This window comes from Microbacterium testaceum, from assembly GCF_003075375.1.
Lineage (GTDB): Bacteria > Actinomycetota > Actinomycetes > Actinomycetales > Microbacteriaceae > Microbacterium > Microbacterium testaceum_E.
This window is the reverse complement of record NZ_QDFT01000001.1, coordinates 170,021-189,514: the sequence shown is the minus strand read 5'-3', so window position 1 is coordinate 189,514 and position 19,494 is coordinate 170,021. Positions and strand designations below refer to the sequence as shown.

The following is a 19,494-nucleotide window of genomic DNA, read 5'->3' as shown; positions in this document are numbered from 1 at the left end:
GACCCGCGCCGTCGACGACTGCTCCGACGCCTGCGACGCGGGGTGACCCTGCGCACCCTCGGCCGCTGGACGACACCGTTCTACGACGACATCGCCTGGATGGGACTCGGGCTCTTCTCCAGCGGCGCCGACACCCGCGCACTGCGCAAGATCTCGCGCATCCTGGGCGAGGCGATCGACCCCGCCCACGGCGCGCTGCCCTGGAGCGTCGGCAGCGACCTCTACAACGCCCCGGCGAACGCGCCGGGAGCCGCGGTGCTCGCGCTCACCGGTCACCGCGCCGAGGCCGTCGCCCTCGCCGGGTGGATGGCATCCACCCTCGACGACGAGGCGACCGGGCTCGTGCGCGACGGCGTCGAGCACGGGGTGGTCCGATCCGAGCTGTGGACCTACAACCAGGGCGCGACGATCGGTCTCGAGCTGCTCCTGGGCGAAGCGGCTCTCGGCGACGACGCCGATCCGGCGTGGCGGCACGTGCGCCGCGCGCGCGAGCTGATCCTCGCGGTCGAGCGCTGGTGCGCCGCCGACGACGGCCTGTTCCCCGCCGCGGGCGGGGGCGATGGCGGCCTGTTCGCCGGCATCCTGGCCCGCTATCTCGCCGAGGCCGCCGCGGAGTTCGCCGACTCGGACGACCCCGGGAGCGAGAGGGCCGCGGCCGCCGCGCGTCGGCTCGTTCGGCGCAACGCCGACGCCCTGTGGGACGCGCGCCGGGACGGACTGTTCCCGGCCGACCCGCGGCGCTCGGCCGCGGCCGCCGGAGACGACCTCGACCTCTCGGTCCAGCTCGGCGCGTGGATCACCCTCGAGGCCGCGGCGAGCCTGGAGCGCGGTCTCACCAGCTGACGGGCAGGGCCTTTCCCTCCTCGTAACCCGCGGCCGACTGCAGGCCCACGCGCGCCCGCTCGTGGAACTGCGCCACCGTCGCGGCACCGGCGTAGGTGAACGACGAGCGCACGCCCGAGGTGATCATGTCGAGCAGGTCCTCGAGGCCCGGACGCTGCGGGTCGAGGTAGATCTTCGACGACGAGATGCCCTCGGCGAAGAGCTCCTTGCGCGCCCGCTCGAAGGGGTCGAGACGCCCGAACCGGCCCTGGACCGCCTTGGTCGAGGCCATGCCCCACGACTCCTTGTACAGCAGTCCCCGCTCGTCGCTGCGCAGCCGCCCGGGGGACTCGATCGTGCCGGCGAACCAGGATCCGATCATCACGGATGCCGCGCCCGCGGCCAGCGCCAGGGCCACGTCGCGCGGGTAGCGCACGCCCCCGTCCGCCCAGACGTGGGCGCCCGCGGCGCGCGCCGCCTCGGCCGTCTCGAGGACCGCGGAGAACTGCGGGCGGCCCACCGCCGTCATCATGCGGGTCGTGCACATCGCGCCCGGACCCACGCCGACCTTGAGGATCGTCGCCCCCGCGTCCGTGAGGTCGCGGACCCCGTCGGCCGTGACGACGTTGCCCGCGGCGATCGGGATGCCCAGATCCAGCGCCGCGACCTCGCGCAGCGCCCGCAGCATCTGCGCCTGGTGACCGTGCGCGGTGTCGACGACCAGCACGTCGACGCCCGCGGCGGCGAGCGCCTTCGCCTTGCCCGCCACGTCGCCGTTGACGCCGACGGCGGCGGCCACGATGAGACGGCCGTCCGCGTCGACGGCGGGACGGTAGACCGAGTCGCGCAGGGCGCTGCGCCCCGAGAGGGTCCCGACGACGCGGTCGCCGTCGACGACGGGGACGATGTCGACGCCCGCCTCCTCGATGAGCGCGAACACCTCGCGCGGGTCTCCGACCTGCGCCACCTCGACGACGGGGGCATCCTTGCGGGCGATGTCGCCCAGGGTGGCGTCGGGCAGAGCGGTGGCCAGACGCGGCGCGGGCACGATGCCGCGGAAGTCCGCGAGCGCGATCGCGCCGTCGTCCCGGACGTCCGCGACCACGATGCCCCGTCCCGGGACCGGCGGCAGGATCAGACGCGCGTCGGCGACGGTCGCCGTCGGCGGCAGCACGAGCGGGGCGTCCCACGCCACCGGCTGGGACTTGACCCGCTCCACCGCCTCCAGCAGCTGCGGCAGCGCCAGGTCCTGCGGCAGGACGCCCAGGCCGCCGCGACGCGCCAGGGTCGCCGCGAGGCGCGTGCCCGTGACCGAGTTCATGTTGGCGGACACCAGAGGGAGGGTGGCCCCGCTGCCGTCGGCGGGGGCCAGGTCGACGTCGAGGCGGCTGCGCACCTCGGAATGACGGGGGACGAGGAACACGTCCGAGTAGGTCAGGTCGACGTCGGGTTGCGCACCGGAGAACTCCATGGCATCCACCTCACCACATCAGAGGAATGTAAAGACCAGATAGCCGTCCGAGAACCTCGGCTAGGCTGGAAGACGCGCGTGACGGGGACGTCGGCGCATCCACAGGAATCTTCATCGAGGAAAGCAGGCGATCGACTGTGTCGAGCCAGGTGACGGGCGTCGGTACTTCGAGCGAGGGCGAGTTCGGCGCGAACGAGTGGCTCGTAGACGAACTCTACGAACAGTTCAAAGTCGACAAGCACTCCGTAGACAAGGCCTGGTGGCCGATCCTGGAGGCGTACCACCCGGTCGTCGACGGATCCTCCGCCGCCGCTCCCCCGCCCCCGGCTCCGGCCGTGCAGTCGGCGGCCCCCTCCGAACCCAAGCCCGTGACGGCGCCGATCCCGGTCGTCGGTCAGGCGCCCGTGGCGCGTACCACCGCCAAGCCCGCCAAGCCGCAGCCGATCCCGGCGCAGGCGCCCAACGCGGTGCCCTCGGCCGGCTCCGAGAGCACCGAAGAAGACCGTGTGACGGTCCTCAAGGGGATGCCGAAGGCCCTGGCGTCCAACATGGACGACTCGCTCACGGTGCCCACCGCGACGAGCGTGCGCACGATCCCGGCCAAGCTGATGATCGACAACCGCATCGTCATCAACAACCACATGTCCCGCACGCGCGGTGGCAAGGTCAGCTTCACCCACCTCATCGGGTGGGCGCTGATCCAGGCGCTCAAGCAGTTCCCGAGCCAGAACGTGTACTACGCCGAGGTCGACGGCAAGCCCTCGGTCGTGGCCCCCGCGCACGTCAACCTCGGCATCGCGATCGACATGCCCAAGCCCGACGGCACGCGCGCCCTCCTGGTGCCCAGCATCAAGCGCGCCGACACCCTCACGTTCGGTGAATTCCTCGCGTCCTACGAGGACCTCGTGCGCCGCGCCCGCACCAACAAGGTGACCCCGGGCGACTTCCAGGGCACGACGATCTCGCTGACCAACCCCGGCGGCATCGGCACCGTGCACTCCGTGCCCCGCCTCATGCGCGGTCAGGGCGCCATCATCGGCGCGGGAGCCCTCGACTACCCCGCCGAGTTCCAGGGCGCGAGCGACAAGACGCTCAACGAGCTCGCGATCGGCAAGACGATCACGCTCACCAGCACGTACGACCACCGCGTCATCCAGGGTGCCGGTTCGGGTGAATTCCTCAAGATCGTGCACGAGCTGCTCATCGGCCAGCGCGGCTTCTACGACGACATCTTCGCCGCGCTGCGCATCCCGTACGCGCCCATCCACTGGGCCGCCGACATCAGCGTCGACATCTCGGAGCGCATCGACAAGAGCGCCCGCGTCCAGGAGCTCATCAACTCCTACCGCGTGCGCGGCCACCTCATGGCCGACATCGACCCGCTCGAGTACGTGCAGCGCACGCACCCCGACCTCGAGATCGAGTCGCACGGGCTCACCTTCTGGGACCTCGACCGCGAGTTCGTCACCAACGGCCTCGGCGGCAAGCGCGTCGCCAAGCTCCGCGACATCCTCGGGGTGCTGCGCGACTCGTACTGCCGCACCATGGGCGTCGAGTACATGCACATCCAGGACCCCGCGCAGCGCCAGTGGTTCCAGCGCAACATCGAGGTCAAGTACACCAAGCCCGGCCACGACGAGCAGCTGCGGATCCTGTCCAAGCTCAATCAGGCCGAGGCCTTCGAGACGTTCCTGCAGACCAAGTACGTCGGTCAGAAGCGCTTCAGCCTCGAGGGCGGCGAGTCGCTGATCCCGCTGCTCGACCAGATCCTGCAGGGCGCGGCATCCGCGGGTCTCGACGGCGCCGCCATCGGCATGGCCCACCGCGGTCGTCTCAACGTGCTGACCAACATCGCCGGTAAGACCTACGGCCACGTCTTCCGCGAGTTCGAGGGTGCGGTCGCGATCGGCAGCAAGCGCGGCTCGGGCGACGTCAAGTACCACCTCGGCACCGAGGGCACCTTCGTCGGCGACCAGGGCGACGAGCTGCCCGTCTACCTCGCAGCCAACCCCTCGCACCTCGAGACCGTCGACGGCGTGCTCGAGGGCATCGTCCGCGCCAAGCAGGACCGCAAGCCCATCGGCACGTTCTCGTGGCTGCCCATCCTCGTGCACGGCGACGCCGCGTTCGCCGGCCAGGGAGTGGTCGTCGAGACCCTGCAGATGTCGCAGCTGCGCGGCTACCGCACGGGCGGCACGATCCACGTCGTGGTCAACAACCAGGTCGGTTTCACCACCACGCCCACCGACGCCCGCACCTCGGTCTACGCCACGGACGTCGCCAAGACGATCCAGGCTCCGATCCTGCACGTCAACGGCGACGACCCCGAGGCCGTCGTCCGCGCCGCGGAGCTCGCGTTCCTGTACCGCGAGGAGTTCCACCGCGACATCGTGATCGACCTCGTCTGCTACCGCCGCCGCGGTCACAACGAGGGCGACGACCCCTCGATGACGCAGCCGCTCATGACCAACCTCATCGAGGCCAAGCGGTCGGTCCGTCGCCTGTACACGGAGTCGCTCGTCGGTCGTGGCGACATCACCGAGGACGAGTACGAGCAGGCGAAGCAGGACTTCCAGAGCCGACTCGAGGTCGCGTTCGCCGACACCCACGAGGCCGAGACGGGGACCAACCCCGTCATCGCCACCGACGCGGCCGACGAGCCGGTCACCGGCGCGCCCGAGACCACCGGCGTCTCGCGCGAGGTCGTGCAGCACATCGGCGACGCGTTCGTGAACAAGCCCGACGGCTTCACGGTGCACACCAAGCTCCAGCAGCTGCTCGACAAGCGCTTCGACATGAGCCGCAACGGCAACATCGACTGGGCTTTCGGCGAGCTTCTCGCCTTCGGCTCCGTGCTGATGGAGGGCACCCCGGTGCGCCTCGCCGGACAGGACTCGCGTCGCGGCACGTTCGTCCAGCGTCACTCGGTGCTGCACGACCGCGACAACGGCCAGGAATGGCTGCCGCTGGCCAACCTGAGCGAGAACCAGGGCCGCTTCTGGGTGTACGACTCGCTGCTCAGCGAGTACGCCGCGATGGCCTTCGAGTACGGCTACTCGGTCGAGCGCTCCGATGCGCTCGTGCTGTGGGAGGCCCAGTTCGGCGACTTCGCCAACGGTGCGCAGTCGGTGATCGACGAGTTCATCTCCTCGGCCGACCAGAAGTGGGCGCAGCAGTCGAGCGTCGTCCTTCTGCTCCCCCACGGGTACGAGGGCCAGGGGCCCGACCACTCGTCGGCGCGTATCGAGCGCTACCTGCAGATGTGCGCGCAGGACAACATGATCGTGGCGCGTCCGTCGACGCCCGCGTCGTACTTCCACCTGCTGCGCCGTCAGGCGTACCAGCGTCCGCGCCGTCCGCTGGTCGTGTTCACGCCCAAGGCCATGCTGCGCCTGCGCGGCGCGACCAGCCCCGTCGAGGACTTCCTCGAGGGTCGGTTCGAACCGGTGCTGGACGACGACCGCGGCATCGACCGCGGCGCCGTGACGCGCGTGCTGCTGCACGCGGGAAAGATCCACTGGGATCTGCGCGCCGAGCTCGACAAGAACCCCAACCCCGAGATCGCCCTCGTGCGCGTCGAGCAGTACTACCCCGCACCGGTCGACGAGCTGAACCAGGTGCTGGCCCAGTACCCGGGCGCCGAGCTCGTCTGGGTCCAGGACGAGCCCGAGAACCAGGGCGCCTGGCCGTTCATCGCCCTCGAGGTCGCCGAGCGGCTCGGTCGCCCCGTGCGCCGCATCTCGCGTGCGGCCGCCGCCTCGACGGCGACCGGTTCGCCCAAGGTGCACGCCGCCGAGCACGCCGCGATCATGAAAGAGGCGCTCGCGCGCTGACGCCGAAACGCTGAAGGCCCGGTCGATTCGTCGACCGGGCCTTTCGCGTTCCGCGGGTTCGGCGGCACGCGCCGCCGCGCGGTGCGTCCCGGGTCGGCACGTCGAAGCTCGGTCCCACCCGCGTACCGCGCTCCCGCCTCGCAGACGGAGGGAGCTCAGGATGCCGGCGCGGCCAGCCCCAGAGCCGGGGCGAGCGCCGGCAGGGCCCACGCGAGGCTCGCGTCGAGCGTCTCGCCGGTGTGTCCTCCGCCCTCGACGACGAACGTGAGGGTCGTGAAGCCGGCCGCCTTGGCCGCCTGGGAGTTGGCGAGCTGGCCGGGGCCGAACACCGTGTCGGCGCTGCCCCACGTGAAGATGGCGGTGTGGTCCGTGTAGGTTCCCGGTGCCGCCGCAGCCATGATGACCGACGGCTTCGCCGCTTGGAAAGCTGCCGCGTTTCCGTTGTAGACGTCCGAGACCGTCTGACCGACGTGCTCCGATCCGGGGAACTCGTTGCCCATGACGTCGAGCATCTGTCCCCACACATCGGGATGCTGGGAGCCGTAGAGGGCCGCGCAGGAGCCGCCGTTCGAGAAGCCCCCGATCGTCCAGTACCGGTGGTCGGTGACGATGTTGAGGTTCTTCTCGGCCCACTGGGGGACGAGTTGATTGATGTACGTCGCGACGGCCCCGAACTTCGCGGAGTCCACGCACGCCGGATCACGGTCGGGCGCGGTCAGCTGGTCCACGACGACGGCGATGGGCGCGAGCCCGTTGTTCGCGGCCGCGAACGCGTCGAGGGCCTTGGCCAGTGCCGTCGGATCCGGCGACCCGGGCTGGCCCATCATGAACACCAGCAGCGGAAGGGCCGGCGGGTTGGCCACCAGAGCGGCGGGCGGCAGGTAGAGCGATGCGTCGCGAGCGGCGTACTGCCCCGTGGGGATCTTGGTCGCGCCCGTCAGCGCGCTGACCGAGCCTTTCGCCGGCATATCGGCCGGCGGCGTCCACGTCTGGTACAGCGTCGCCGGGTCGCCCGTTGCCGCGTCCTGAGCGGGCAGCGTGGCCGGGTCGAGCGCCTGCACCCCGAGGATGGCCGCGAGATTGTGCGTGACGCCGTACGAGGCGTTCACGCCGAGGCCGCCGGCCAGCAGCGCCGCCAGCACCGTCACGACGCCGGCGACGCGGCGCAGCCACGGTGCGCGGCAGATCCCGAACACGCCCAGGGCGATGGCCGCGACCGCTCCCGACGCCCACCAGACGGCCCCCTCGGGGAGTGGCCCCTGGAACGTGTCCATCGACTCCAGGATCTTCGTCACGACGAACATGGCGACCCCGGCTGCCCCCGCGATCGCGGCGGAGACCAGCAGACGGCGGCGAGGAAGGAGGAGGACGGCGATCACACCGAGCGCGGCGATCGCCGCGCAGATCGCCAGCACAGGGCTGTCGATGAGCTCGAACGACAGAAGGAATCTGTTCACCGCCGCCCCTCCCAGGCGGTGCGCGCCAGCGCCACCATCTCGCGGCGCGAGGCGTCCGGCAGGTACGCGCGGCCGACGGCGGCGCCGATCCCGGGCAGCTGCAGGGGATCACGGTAGGCCAGAGCCAGGGGGCGGTAGCGCGGGCGGAACTTGCCCTTGAACCGGAAGAGCGAGGCGAAACCGTACGCCGGCTCGAGCACCTCGGCGAGCCAGCGCAGCAGAGCCCGCAGCGGCGCGGGATCGCCGTCGGCCGGTTCGTCGGGGTCGTCGGCGAGGGGAGCGCCCGAGAGGCTGAGGACCATGGCTCCCTCCTCCTGCAGCTGCAGGGCGGCCTTCGCGATGAGGAACTCCATCATGCCGTTGGGTCCGTCGGTCCGACGCCGCATGAAGTCGAGCGTCCAGCCGCTGATCTCACCGTCGGTCCAGCTCGGCATCCAACTCGTCACCGCCTCGATACGGTCGTCGGGACCGACCGCGAGCAGCAGGCGCACCTCGCGGTCGCGCAGTTCGTCGAGCGATCCGAGGGTGAAGCCCATCTCGGGCAGGGCGCGATCAGCGACCCACTCCTCATCGATCGCCACGACCTGCGACGCCTGCGACACGCTCAGCTCGCTCCACCGGGACCCCACGGCGGTGTAGCCCTCGCGCTCGGCGCGTGTGAGGGGCTGACGCACCTTCTGCCAGCTCTTGCCGGCGAAGGTCAGGCCGGGAAGATCCATCACGGTCTCGACGCCGACCGGCACGCTGCGCCATCCGAGGTCGACGAGGTCGGCGAGTGTGTCGGCGTGGACGCTGTAGAACGCGGGGATCCATCCCTGGTCGACGCAGAAGTCGGTGAACTCCCGCAGCGCCTCGGGCCGTCGACCGGCCGGGGCCAGGGGGTCGGCGACGGCGAGGGCGACGTCGCCCACCAGACGGTAGGCGACGGCGCAGCTGCGGTCGGCGGAGTACCAGTGCCGGTTGCCCTCCCACGTCCCGAGGAAGCCGAGCGTGTCGCTCCCCCGCCGCAGCAGCTCGCGGTAGAGATCGTCGCCGTCGACGTCGGGACGCTGGATCCGGCGGTAGAGCCAGAGGATCGCCGCGACCACGATCGCCCAGAACAGCACGCCCACCCACTGGTAGGCGAAGAGCGCCGGCCCGCTGTGCGGGAAGGCGGGCGAACCGCCGGGATGGGTGAAGGCCGGGGGCAGGAAGCGACGGAGCGTCAACAGCACGAGGTCCGCGACCGAGACCTCGCGATCGAAGACGCGTCGGCCGATCGACTCGACGACGAACAGGGTCGTGGCGCACACGACGAAGGCGGTGCCCACCACGAGCGCGACGGTGCGGGCGGCCTTCGTCGTCGCGCGGACCGTGAAACGGGCGCGCGCCACCATCAGCGCTGTCGCCAGGGCGAGGGGGATGACGATCGACGCGAGGGCCCACAGCACGTACTCGGCGCCGCTGCCGTCGACCCACGGATCGATGCGCAGGCGCCCGTCCAGCAGCGACACGATCGGCAAGACCGCCGACGCGACGAGGACGAAGACCGCGACGACCCACGCCGCCCGTCTGCCCTGGCGAAGACCCCAGGCCGCGACCAGCAGCAGCACGAGCGGAACGATGGCGAGGAGCGCGGGGCCGGCGCCGCGCGTCATCAGCAGCGCGACCTGTTCGTCGCACACGGATGCCGCGACCGACCCGCACTGTGCGAGCAGCTCGTCGTCGTACTGCGTGTACGCGTCGACCACCAGCGACAGCGGCCCTCGTCCGCCGCCGCTGATCAGGGCGACGATGGGGCCGGAGCCGACGACGGCCACGAGCATGGCCAACAGCGTCCGGGTCTCTCGGGCGGAGCTGCGGTGCCACGAACGACGCTCGCGTCCCCGCGCGAGGACGGCGCCCACGATCAGGCCGATGACCGCCGCGGTGAGGCGGTACCAGCTGTCGGCGTCACCGGCGTAGAGCGCGAACAGCGCCAGGAAGGCGAAGCCGACCAACCGCACCCGGCGCCGCCACAGGGTGGGGGCGAGGGCCGATGCCGCCATGACGGCCCCGGCGATCGGGGTCGTCGGGTCGAGCACGGGCACCTCGGCGGCCACCACCGGTCGCAGATCGGTCAGCGCCCAGGCGGCGGCGTGGAAGCCGATGCCCAGCAGCAGGCCCGAGAAGCCGACGGCCCCCAGCACGACGGCCGTGCGTCGCGACCCGAGCAGGCGCTCGGCGTAGGCCAGCACCGTCAGGGCGAGCACGACGGATGACACTGCGTCGACGGTCGAGTCCGGCACGACGAGCGCGGTCAGCAGCGTCCACCACCGGCCACTGGCGAACGTCGCCAGGGGTCCGGCGCCCCAGACGAGGGCGCCCTCGTCGTTCCACAGCGACCCCGTGGCGGCCGCGGCGGTGAGCACGAGGACCGCCGTGGCCACGGCGACGGGGTTGCGGGAGAGGTAGTGGCGCGCGAACGACGCGACCACGCCCCACCGCGACGGGGTGCGCTCTTCGGCCGGGGGTGGGGCTGTTTCGGACATCGGCGCAAGCCTATGAGCAAAGCCGCGGCGGCGGGATCAGTACCAGATGTCGAGCAGCGGAGTCATAGCGGGCGCAAAGGAACGGTCGATCGCGGCGAGCGCGTGGGCCGACCCACCGAGCGCTCCCGCTTCGGCGAGCTCGCTCGCGCGCACCCCGCCGAGCAGCAGGGAGCCGAGCGCGTTCACCCCGCCCGTCACCACCTCGGCGGAGGCGTCGCCGGCACGCTCGACGAGAGCCTCTCCGCCGTCGTCGACGCGCACGTGCCAGTCACCCTCGGCGAACCCGAGGGGGTCGCTGACCCGCAGCACGACGTCGAGGGGCGCACTGTACCGGCGGGACGCCAGCGCCTGCGGAACGTCGAGCACGCGCAGCCACTGGTGATCGGTGAGGGTCGCGGTCACGGCCCGTCGGTCGACCACCATCCACTGCACCGGCGGGACCGGCGGCTGCAGCCACGCCTTGACCTGCGCGACGAGGTCGTGCTCGATCGCGAAACGCCACAGCGCGGCGGTCGCCTCGCCCCCGTCGGCGAAGAGCGCGCGCACGTTCAGCTCGTGCGCGGTGAACGACTCCGCCTCGGCGATCGTGTAGACGAGGATGCCGCGCTCCACGCCCTCGGTGTCGCGGTAGACGACGGCGCGCACCTTCTCGGCCTCTTTGTCGCCGGGGGCCGTGCCCGCCAGGCCCCGCCAACGGCCGTCCCACCCGGGCACGGAGCCGGGGCGCTGGACCCGGACGCGCTCGTGCACCGCCGAGATGCGCGCGGCGAGCCCCTCGCGCGGCACGAAGTCCAGCCGCCCGGGTGCCGTCGGCCCGGCCCAGCGGGCGCGGCGCGTGTCGACGACGACGTCCGATGCCCACGTCGCCGGCGAGAATCCCCAGCGTCCGTAGATCGTGGCTTCGGTCACCGTGAGACCGGCGAGGGCGGCGCCCGCCGCGGCGGCCGTCCGCAGCTCGCCGCCCAGCATCGCGCGGGCGATGCCGCGACGACGGTGCGTGGGAGCCACCGTGACGGCGCTGATCGACCACATGTCGAGCTGGCGCCCCGGCGAGGTCGTCAGCGGTGCCACCCAGGAGTCGACCGTGCCGACGGGCACCTCGGGCTCGATCGCGCTGCGGTCGAAGACCCCGGTCAGACGACGCGTGCGCAGCGTCAGGCGGGCGTTCTCGGCCTCGTCGTCACTGGACTCGGCGCCGAGGAATCCCCGCGCCACGGCCCGCTGGAACGGGCGGAAGCCGGGGCCGTCGGCATCCACGCGGGCGTAGTCGAGGCCGTTCGCGGCGAGATCCGCCGCGGAGGTGTCGTCGAGGGGCAGCGTCAGAGGATCGATGGATGCCATCGCTCCACCCTACGGACGACCCCCGACACGCGCCCGGCGATCCGTCACACGGTGACGGCGACGGTCAGTGGGTGGCCTGGATGGCGCGCAGGCGCGAGAGCACCTGGTCGCGCAGCTCTTCGGGCGCCGTCTCTTTGCACGCCCGGGCGACGACCTCGGTCAGGGTCCGGGCGACGTGCGCCTCGTCCTGGCATCCGGGGCAGTTCTCCAGGTGCTCGCGGATGTCCTTCGCCTCGGTCTTGCAGACCTCGTTGCGCAGGTACTCCTCGAGGTCGCGTCGTGCCTTGTCGCAGCCGCAGTCGCTCATTTCTTCTCTCCCGTCGCGGTGTGGATGCCGCGCTCCTTGGCGTAGTCCGACAGCAGGTCACGAAGAAGGCGTCGTCCGCGGTGCAGACGGCTCATGACCGTGCCGATGGGGGTCTTCATGATGTCGGCGATCTCCTGGTAGGCGAAGCCCTCGACGTCGGCGAGGTACACCGCCATCCGGAAATCCTCGGGGATCGACTGCAGGGCGTCTTTGACGACGGATGCCGGCATGTGATCGATCGCCTCGGCCTCGGCCGAGCGGGCGCTCGAGGCGGTGGTGGACTCGGCACCGCCGAGCTGCCAGTCCTCGAGGTCGTCGATCGCGCTCTGGTACGGCTCGCGCTGCTTCTTGCGATACGTGTTGATGTACGTGTTCGTCAGGATGCGGTAGAGCCACGCTTTGAGGTTCGTGCCCTGCGTGAAGGACGCCCACGAGCCGAAGGCCTTCACGAAGGTCTCCTGCACGAGGTCGGCCGCGTCGGCGGGGTTGCGCGTCATGCGCATGGCCGCCGCGTAGAGCTGATCCATGAAGGGCAGGGCCTGCTCTTCGAACTGTGCGCGGGGCTCCGTCGCGTCTGCGGTGTCGTTCATCGGGCGCAAGTCTACGTCGCGCCCCGTCACGGCCACCGGGATGGCTGCCACGGTGCGGTCTCGCTCCAGAAGTGCGGTCACGTGTCGTCCCCTTTCAGTAGGCTAGGAACCGATGACTGCACTCGGGTATTCCCCTTCGGCCGCCACTCCTCGCGGCGAGTGGGACGCGCCCGTCGCCTCCGGAGCGGTGGATGCCACCCTCACGGTGCCGGGTTCGAAGTCCCTCACCAACCGCGAGCTCATCCTCGCCGCGATCGCCGACGGCCCCGGCATCCTGCGAGCCCCCCTGCACTCCGACGATTCCGCGCGCATGGTCGACGCGCTTCGCGCCCTCGGCGTGGGGATCGACGAGCTCGAGACCGACTCGCCCTTCGGCCCCGACCTGCAGGTCACCCCGCCCGCGACGTTCACCGGCGGCACCACGGTCGATTGCGGCCAGGCCGGAACCGTCATGCGCTTCATCGCGCCGCTCGCGGGCCTCGCGCGCGGCGACGTGCACGTCACCGCCCACGAGAGCGCCCTGCACCGCCCGATGGGCGCGATGATCCGCGCCCTGCGCGACGTCGGCGTCGACATCGACGACGGCGGCCACTGGGCCCTGCCCTTCTCGGTGCGTGGCCACGGGCACGTCCGCGGCGGAGAGGTCGAGATCGACGCGAGTCAGTCGAGCCAGTTCGTCTCGGGACTCCTGCTCGCGGCGGCGCGCTTCGACGTGGGCCTGCGCCTGCGGCACGTCGGCTCGCGCCTGCCGAGCATCCCGCACATCGACATGACGGTCGAGTCCCTCGCGCATCGCGCGATCCACGTCGAACGGCCGGCGCCGGGCGAATGGATCGTGCCCGCCGGTCCCGTCCGCAGCAAAGACGTCGCGATCGAGCCCGATCTGTCCAACGCCGCGCCGTTCCTGGCCGCGGCGATGGTGGCCGGCGGGTCCGTCACCGTCACGGGGTGGCCGCTGCACAGCACCCAGCCCGGGGCCCTGCTGGTCGACATCCTCGCCGAGATGGGCGCGCGGGTCAGCCGCCGCGGCGGTGCCCTGACGGTCGCCGCCGGAGACGACGGCATCCTGGGCGTCGATCTCGACCTGTCCGCCGCCGGAGAACTCGCGCCCACCCTCTTCGGTCTCGCCGCCTTCGCCGACGGCCCCACTGTGCTGCACGGCATCGGCCACATCCGCGGTCACGAGACCGACCGCATCGCCGCGCTCGTCGGCAACCTGCGCTCGATCGGCGGCGAGGCGCACGAGCTCGAGGACGGCATCCGCATCGTCCCGCAGCCCCTGCACGGCGGCGAGTGGAAGGCGCACCACGACCACCGCCTCGCCACCACCGGCGCCCTCATCGGACTGAAGGTCCCGGGCGTCCGGATCGACGACATCGGCACCACCGCCAAGACCCTCCCCCAGTTCGCCGCCCTGTGGCGCAGCATGCTGGGGATGGATGCCGCGGACCGCCCGTGAGCTGGCTCGACGACGCGGACGACGACGACGACCTCGCCTACGACGAGTCCTCGATCCGCGTCCGCCCCAACCCCAAGGCCAATCGTCCGCGCACCAAGCGGCGCCCCGCGCACGCGGACGCGCAGATCGCGCGCGTCCTGGGTGTGGACCGGGGCCGGTACACCGTCCTCGTCGACGAGGACGGGCCGGATGAGCGGCGGGTCCTGGCCACCCGCGCCCGCGAACTGCGCAAGCAGCCGATCGTCAACGGCGACCGCGCCCGCGTGGTCGGCGACCTGTCCGGCGACGAGGGCACCCTGGGGCGCATCGTCGGCATCGAGGACCGGACCTCTCTGCTGCGTCGCAGCGCCGACGACACCGATCAGGTCGAGCGGGTCATCGTCGCCAACGCCGACCAGATGCTCGTCGTCGTCGCGGCTGCCGATCCCGAGCCGCGCGAACGCCTCGTCGACCGGTACCTCGTCGCGGCGCTGGATGCCGGCATCCGTCCCCTGCTCGTCGTCACCAAGACTGACCTGGCCGATCCGACCGAGTTCCTGTCGCACTTCGACGGCATCGACCTGCGCGTGTTCACGAGCGCGCAGGGCCGCATGCCGCTCGAGGCGATCGGAGAAGCGCTCGCGGGGCACGCGACCGTGTTCGTCGGGCACTCCGGCGTCGGCAAGTCGACCCTGGTGAACGCCCTCACCGGGTCGAAGCGGGCGACCGGACACGTCAACACCGTCACGGGCCGCGGTCGGCACACGTCGTCGTCGGCGGTGTCGCTGCGCTACCGCGGACCGGCCGGTAGCGGGTGGGTGATCGACACCCCCGGCGTCCGCTCGTTCGGTCTGGGCCACGTCGATCCCGCCCACGTCCTGGGGGCGTTCACCGATCTGGCCGAGGCCGCAGAGGACTGCCCGCGCGGCTGCACGCACCTGCCCGACGCCCCCGACTGCGCGATCATCGAGGCCGTCGAGTCGGGGCGCCTCGGTCCCGGTGCGGCGGCTCGGCTGGACTCGCTGCAGCGGCTGCTCACGACGTTCCAGGGCATCGAGCGTTCTAGGCTGGAGGGGTGACGAACCTCGAACCCGGCTCCGCCGCGCCCGACTTCACCCTGATGGATCAGGACGAGCACCCCGTCTCGCTGAGCGACTTCCGGGGTCGACGCGTGATCCTGTACTTCTACCCCGCTGCCCAGACGCCCGGGTGCACGACGCAGGCCTGCGACTTCCGCGACAGCCTCGCGTCGCTGCAGGGCGCCGGCTACACGGTTCTCGGCATCTCGCGCGACACCCCCGAGAAGCTGCGCGCCTTCCGCGACAGCGACGGCCTGACGTTCCCGCTGCTGAGCGACCCCGACCACGCCGTGCACGAGGCATACGGCGCCTGGGGCGAGAAGCAGAACTACGGCAAGACGATCACGGGCGTCCTGCGCTCGACCTTCGTCGTCGACGAAGAGGGCGCGATCGTCGAGGCGCTCTACAACGTCAAGGCCACCGGCCACGTCGCGCGCCTGCGCAAGACGCTCGGCCTCGCGGCCGCCTGACCCGCCGCAGCGACAGACCCCGCCCCGCGACAGCGGCCGGCGGGGTCTTTCGTCGTGTCAGTCCTCGTCGCGACGGCGTGGGGCACCCGCGCGTACGGCGAGCACGAGCAGCACGAGTCCGATGACGGCGGGGACGGCGATGAGGACCGCGATCCCCGGCGAGGCCCACTCCCCCGTGACGGCGCCGATCGCGACCGACAGGATGAGCAGCTGGGTCACGATGCCGCCCGATCGTCCCGCCGACACGTCGCGCGCGGTCGCGACCGCGAAAGCGCCGACGATGGCCGCACCGATCACGGTGAGCACGATGAGGGCGATCGAGCTGACGACCGAGTCGGTGTCGCCGCCGATGAGCGCGACGGTCTGCCAGCCCGCGAGGGCCAGGATGCCGAGAGCCTCGAGTCCCAGAAGAGCGGCGGCCGCCAGACGAATGGGCATCGGAAAGCCTCCCCGGCGAGCGCGGCTGCGCCGTTACGTTCCGGAAACCTACCGGTTACCTCTTGATCAGGCGGAATCGCTATGGGAGCATGGAACAAGCCGTGTGCTCCCACAGCGAAGTGGGGCGAGCGATCGCTCGCGTTCCCACCAGGGTACCGGACCCGAATCCCGGTGCCGAATCGTCGAAAATTCTGTTACAAGGAGCACCCCTATGGATTGGCGCGACAAAGCAGCCTGCCTGACCGTCGACCCCGAACTGTTCTTCCCCGTCGGCAACACCGGCCCCGCGGTCGACCAGATCGAGAAGGCCAAGTCGGTCTGCGCACGCTGCACCGTCACCGAGGTCTGCCTGCAGTACGCCCTCGAGTCCGGCCAGGACTCGGGTGTCTGGGGTGGCCTGAGCGAAGACGAGCGTCGCGCGCTCAAGCGCCGCGCCGCCCGCGCCCGCCGCGCGTCCTGACGCCGGATTCCGCGAAGGCGCCCGCCCCTCGGGGCGGGCGTCTTCGCGTTGTCGGGCGTCGATCACGAGCCAAGCCGTCGCGACCGGCGGGACGAGACGCCGGCGCCGCTGCGCGGCACGTCATCGAGACGCGGACGTCGGGCCGTGGCATCCGTGGAATCAGACGGATGCCACCGGGCTCGGCGCCTCAGGACGCGGAGCCGCCGATGTAGCGCAGGGGGATCTCGATCGTGACCTCGGTACCGCTGCCCATGAGCGTGTGCCAATCGATGGTGCCGCCCAGCTCGCCCTGGATGAGGGTGCGCACGATCTGCGTGCCCAGGCCCCGTCCGACCTGTCCCTCGGGAAGCCCCACGCCGGTGTCGCGCACGCTGACCTCGAGCATCTCGCCCGAGCGCTCCGCGGCAATCTCGACGTCGCCCTCCTGCCCGGCGAGGCCGTGCTCGACCGCGTTGGTGACGAGCTCGGTCAGCGCGAGGGCGAGCGGTGTCGCGAACTGGCTCGGCAGGGTGCCGAACTGCCCGGTCGTGCGCGTGCGCGCGCGGGTGTTGGGAGCTGCGGCGACCTCGGCCACGAGCTTGAGCACGCGGGCGAAGACGTCGTCGAAGTCGACGTTCTGCGCCAGTCCCTCGGAGAGGGTGTCGTGCACGACGGCGATCGCCGACACGCGGCGCATCGCCTGCGTCAGGGCGTCCCGCGCCTCGTCGGAGTGCGTGCGACGTGCCTGGATGCGCAGCAACGACGCCACCGTCTGCAGATTGTTCTTGACGCGGTGGTGGATCTCACGGATGGTCGCATCCTTGGTGATGAGCTCCTGCTCCTGGTGGCGGATCTCGGTCACGTCGCGGCTGAGCACGATCGCACCGATGCGCGTCCCGCGGTTGCGCAGCGGGATGGTGCGCAGCGACACCTGGACGCCGCGCGCCTCCATGTCGGCGCGCCACGGCGCACGACCGCTGACCACGACCGGCAGGGACTCGTCGACATCCTGGCGTTTCGCCGGGAGGATGCGGGCGGTCACCTCGGCGAGCGACTCGCCCTCGAGCTCGTCGTCGAAGCCCATGCGGTTGAAAGCCGAGAGCGCATTGGGGCTCGCGAAGGTCGTGATCCCGTCGACGTCGAGCCGGATGAGGCCGTCGGAGGCACGGGGGGCGCCGCGTCGCGGAGCGGTGGGCGCCGACAGGTCGGGGAACTCCGCCGACGAGATCATGCCGAAGAGGTCGTCGGCGCAGTCGTTGAACGTGATCTGCTGACGCGACGGCGTGCGCGTCTCGCCGAGGTTGGTGTGACGGGTGAGCACGCCGACCGTCGTGACCGCGTGGCCCTCGCGTGACAGCTCGCGCACGATCGGCACCGCGCGCACGCGCGTGGGGGTCTCTTCGAACCAGTCGGGGGATGCCGAGTCGACGATGCGCCCGCTCTGGAAGGCCTCGCGCACCTGCGTGCGCCACTGCGGACGCACCCGGTCGCCCACGATGTCGCGGTAGAAGAGCGTCGCCGCTCCCCCGGGCCGGGTGTGCGCGACCGCCACGAACGAATCGTCGGGGGTGGGCACCCAGATGACGATGTCGGCGAACGCCAGGTCGGCCAGCAGCTGCCCGTCGCCGGCGAGGCGGTGCAGCCACTCGACGTCGGCCTCGCTCGAGCGACCTTGGGCGTAGACGAGTTCACTGAGTGTCGACACGCCCCCAGCCTAGACGGCGCCCCCGTTCGCGACCCTGCCCGGAGGGGCCGCAGGGTGATCAGACGCGCGAAAGCCCCCGCCCACGCCAGCCGAACCCGGTGACAGCGCGGGTGATCTGACTCGAGGGGCCGTGGACCGCGCCCGGGTGACGGCACCAGGCCGGGCGAAGCGGCCGTTCCCCCCGAACGGTGGACACGGTGACACGCATGCCCACCATGGCTGAGCGCCCGCCCGGTTTCGCCGCGCCCACCACGCCGAAACCCGCCCCCCTCACGGCGGACACATACACATGTGTGCGCGATCCGCCCTACTGTCGGCGTCACCCCCGCTCGCGTGCCTCACCTCACCGACGGAAGGGAACCATGTCCGACTCCAGCACCCGCACCCCGCCGACGCGCGAGCGCGTCGCCACCGCGCCCGCTGCCACGGCATCCGCCGACGACTTCGGCAGACAGAAGACCGCGGTCGCGGATCTGCCCCCGCCCGACGCCTTCGCCGTGCAGGTCGTCCATGGAGTGCTCGAGGTCCTCGCCGGGGTCCGCGAGGTGGATCAGCTCGCGCGCTGGCTGTCCGGTGACGTGTACTCCGCGGTCGTCGCCCGGGCCAACCTGACCGCCCGCGCGCGGAGCGCCCGCGGCCTCCCCGCTCTGCGCACCACGCACGCGGTCCGCAACGTGCACGTGTCCTCACCGGCCGACCACGTGGTGGAGGCGGCGGTCATCGTCACCACCCGCGTCCGCACCCGCGCGGTGGCCCTTCGTCTCGAGGGGCTGGACGGTCGCTGGCGCGTGACCTCGCTCGGAGTCCTGTGACGCGCTCCCGGCCCGGTTTCCTCACGACAGAACCGTGAGGCGATCGGGCCGGGCTGCGGGGCGTCGCCCCTCTTGCTCCGCCGCACCCCGTAGCCTCGATCCCGACAGTCGACGACGGCGGCGGCTCCCGACGAGCGGTGCTCGCGTCGGCAGACGCCGATCCATGTCGCTACTCGCGGCAGTCAGGAACCCAGGAACCCAAGACGATTCACCTCGGACAGCGGTCTACAACCCCGTTCGAGGGTGAAGTCGCTCGTGAAATCCGATTTTTCTGGCGCCCGCCCTTGAGCCCATCTCTTGCACGTCGGCTGGCAGCCAGAGCGTCGTCAGCCCTATGGAGAAGCGTCTGAGGCCGCCGGCCCCGTCGCGGTCAGCAACATGCACAGCCTTGTTCACCAGCCCCCTGCGACGTCGATGTCCCCCAAATGGTCGGCACGCACGCGGGATGAGCATGCTGCGCGCGGTCAATCGGTCGCGAATGAAGACAAAGGAGTCAGCATGAGTCATGACGACTACCGCACGTCACTAAAATCACGTCTTCGCGTTCTGCTCTCGCCGTGGCGCGCTCTAGCGTTCGCGGTTTCCCTCGCGTGGTTTGTGGCCGGGACTGCCGCCTCCTGGGACCAGGAAGTGGCGAACTCGTGGCTCGGCCCACTGTCGGTCCTGCCCTTGCTGCTCTGGAGCCTCTCGACCATCGTCACGGACTGGTCCTACCGCCGCAAGGGTGCGCCTCGGGACGTTCGATCCGAGCGAAGCTGATCGAGCTCGGGGCGGCGCGGGGT

The 19,494-nt window shown here is 71.3% G+C and carries 16 protein-coding genes; 8 read left to right on the top strand and 8 right to left on the bottom strand.

From position 1 onward, the window contains the following. Positions 1–843: glycoside hydrolase family 76 protein (locus DC432_RS00765; RefSeq protein WP_207770714.1), on the top strand; the 843-nt coding region annotated here is incomplete at its 5' end. Here the strand turns inward: DC432_RS00765 and DC432_RS00760 are convergent. Beyond that, a complete protein-coding gene (locus DC432_RS00760) occupies positions 833–2,293 on the bottom strand; it encodes a GuaB1 family IMP dehydrogenase-related protein (RefSeq protein ID WP_116536257.1) in 1,461 nt (486 codons plus the stop codon). The two genes, DC432_RS00765 and DC432_RS00760, sit on opposite strands and share 11 nt — an antisense overlap. 137 nt (positions 2,294–2,430) lie before the next feature. Between DC432_RS00760 and DC432_RS00755 the strand changes: the two genes are divergently transcribed. After that, the gene (locus DC432_RS00755; RefSeq protein ID WP_116536256.1) at positions 2,431–6,126 is read left to right on the top strand and encodes a multifunctional oxoglutarate decarboxylase/oxoglutarate dehydrogenase thiamine pyrophosphate-binding subunit/dihydrolipoyllysine-residue succinyltransferase subunit; all 3,696 of its coding nucleotides are present in this window, start codon (positions 2,431–2,433) and stop codon (positions 6,124–6,126) included. 155 nt (positions 6,127–6,281) lie between these two features. On the opposite strand, the gene DC432_RS00750 is transcribed toward DC432_RS00755, so the two are convergent. The 5 genes from DC432_RS00750 to DC432_RS00730 all read right to left on the bottom strand — a co-directional run bounded on the left by DC432_RS00750 (position 6,282) and on the right by DC432_RS00730 (position 12,331). Then, positions 6,282–7,583, bottom strand: a complete 1,302-nt coding sequence (locus tag DC432_RS00750) for an esterase (protein WP_116536255.1) — start codon at positions 7,581–7,583, stop codon at positions 6,282–6,284. Continuing rightward, positions 7,580–10,093 carry a bifunctional lysylphosphatidylglycerol flippase/synthetase MprF gene (locus DC432_RS00745; protein ID WP_133177860.1) on the bottom strand — a complete coding sequence of 838 codons (2,514 nt, stop codon included), beginning with the start codon at positions 10,091–10,093 and terminating at the stop codon, positions 7,580–7,582. Before DC432_RS00745 ends, DC432_RS00750 begins: the two co-directional genes overlap by 4 nt. Positions 10,094–10,129: 36 nt before the next feature. Then, positions 10,130–11,434, bottom strand: a complete 1,305-nt coding sequence (locus DC432_RS00740; RefSeq protein ID WP_116536253.1) for a GNAT family N-acetyltransferase — start codon at positions 11,432–11,434, stop codon at positions 10,130–10,132. Positions 11,435–11,498: 64 nt separating this feature from the next. Then, positions 11,499–11,741, bottom strand: coding sequence for a zf-HC2 domain-containing protein (locus DC432_RS00735; RefSeq protein ID WP_108317288.1), 243 nt, complete (start codon positions 11,739–11,741; stop codon positions 11,499–11,501). Further along, positions 11,738–12,331, bottom strand: coding sequence for a sigma-70 family RNA polymerase sigma factor (locus DC432_RS00730; RefSeq protein ID WP_108317299.1), 594 nt, complete (start codon positions 12,329–12,331; stop codon positions 11,738–11,740). Before DC432_RS00730 ends, DC432_RS00735 begins: the two co-directional genes overlap by 4 nt. A gap of 112 nt (positions 12,332–12,443) precedes the next feature. On the opposite strand from DC432_RS00730, the gene aroA reads away from it, so the two are divergent. Genes aroA through bcp form a run of 3 tightly spaced genes read left to right on the top strand, consistent with a single transcriptional unit; the run spans position 12,444 to position 15,318 of the window. After that, positions 12,444–13,790: a 3-phosphoshikimate 1-carboxyvinyltransferase gene (gene aroA / locus DC432_RS00725; RefSeq protein WP_116536252.1), complete on the top strand. Its 1,347-nt coding sequence runs from the start codon at positions 12,444–12,446 to the stop codon at positions 13,788–13,790. After that, positions 13,787–14,848, top strand: a complete 1,062-nt coding sequence (rsgA, locus tag DC432_RS00720; protein WP_116536251.1) for a ribosome small subunit-dependent GTPase A — start codon at positions 13,787–13,789, stop codon at positions 14,846–14,848. Before aroA ends, rsgA begins: the two co-directional genes overlap by 4 nt. Next, positions 14,845–15,318 (top strand): thioredoxin-dependent thiol peroxidase, encoded by a 474-nt coding sequence (bcp, locus tag DC432_RS00715; protein WP_116536250.1) that lies wholly within the window; start codon positions 14,845–14,847, stop codon positions 15,316–15,318. Before rsgA ends, bcp begins: the two co-directional genes overlap by 4 nt. A 57-nt stretch (positions 15,319–15,375) precedes the next feature. On the opposite strand, the gene DC432_RS00710 is transcribed toward bcp, so the two are convergent. Continuing rightward, a complete protein-coding gene (locus tag DC432_RS00710; protein WP_108317292.1) occupies positions 15,376–15,756 on the bottom strand; it encodes a histidine kinase in 381 nt (126 codons plus the stop codon). Positions 15,757–15,967: 211 nt separating this feature from the next. On the opposite strand from DC432_RS00710, the gene DC432_RS00705 reads away from it, so the two are divergent. Beyond that, positions 15,968–16,216, top strand: a complete 249-nt coding sequence (locus DC432_RS00705; RefSeq protein WP_013583608.1) for a WhiB family transcriptional regulator — start codon at positions 15,968–15,970, stop codon at positions 16,214–16,216. 187 nt (positions 16,217–16,403) lie between these two features. Here DC432_RS00705 and DC432_RS00700 read toward each other — a convergent pair whose 3' ends face one another. Then, positions 16,404–17,900, bottom strand: a complete 1,497-nt coding sequence (locus DC432_RS00700; RefSeq protein ID WP_116536249.1) for a sensor histidine kinase — start codon at positions 17,898–17,900, stop codon at positions 16,404–16,406. Positions 17,901–18,262: 362 nt separating this feature from the next. Between DC432_RS00700 and DC432_RS00695 the strand changes: the two genes are divergently transcribed. Beyond that, a complete protein-coding gene (locus tag DC432_RS00695) occupies positions 18,263–18,712 on the top strand; it encodes an Rv3235 family protein (RefSeq protein WP_116536248.1) in 450 nt (149 codons plus the stop codon). 498 nt (positions 18,713–19,210) lie between these two features. After that, positions 19,211–19,471 carry a hypothetical protein gene (locus tag DC432_RS16135; protein WP_133177859.1) on the top strand — a complete coding sequence of 87 codons (261 nt, stop codon included), beginning with the start codon at positions 19,211–19,213 and terminating at the stop codon, positions 19,469–19,471. Positions 19,472–19,494 lie beyond the last annotated feature (23 nt).

What these genes read in the sequence shown, in the direction of transcription:
- DC432_RS00705 (WP_013583608.1), top strand. Translation starts at nt 15,968, where the DNA reads ATGGATTGGCGCGACAAAGCAGCCTGCCTGACCGTCGACCCCGAACTG.
- DC432_RS00740 (WP_116536253.1), bottom strand. Translation starts at nt 11,434, where the DNA reads ATGGCATCCATCGATCCTCTGACGCTGCCCCTCGACGACACCTCCGCG.
- DC432_RS00730 (WP_108317299.1), bottom strand. Translation starts at nt 12,331, where the DNA reads ATGAACGACACCGCAGACGCGACGGAGCCCCGCGCACAGTTCGAAGAG.
- DC432_RS00695 (WP_116536248.1), top strand. Translation starts at nt 18,263, where the DNA reads ATGTCCGACTCCAGCACCCGCACCCCGCCGACGCGCGAGCGCGTCGCC.
- aroA (WP_116536252.1), top strand. Translation starts at nt 12,444, where the DNA reads ATGACTGCACTCGGGTATTCCCCTTCGGCCGCCACTCCTCGCGGCGAG.
- DC432_RS00735 (WP_108317288.1), bottom strand. Translation starts at nt 11,741, where the DNA reads ATGAGCGACTGCGGCTGCGACAAGGCACGACGCGACCTCGAGGAGTAC.
- DC432_RS16135 (WP_133177859.1), top strand. Translation starts at nt 19,211, where the DNA reads ATGAGTCATGACGACTACCGCACGTCACTAAAATCACGTCTTCGCGTT.
- DC432_RS00745 (WP_133177860.1), bottom strand. Translation starts at nt 10,093, where the DNA reads ATGTCCGAAACAGCCCCACCCCCGGCCGAAGAGCGCACCCCGTCGCGG.
- DC432_RS00710 (WP_108317292.1), bottom strand. Translation starts at nt 15,756, where the DNA reads ATGCCCATTCGTCTGGCGGCCGCCGCTCTTCTGGGACTCGAGGCTCTC.
- DC432_RS00760 (WP_116536257.1), bottom strand. Translation starts at nt 2,293, where the DNA reads ATGGAGTTCTCCGGTGCGCAACCCGACGTCGACCTGACCTACTCGGAC.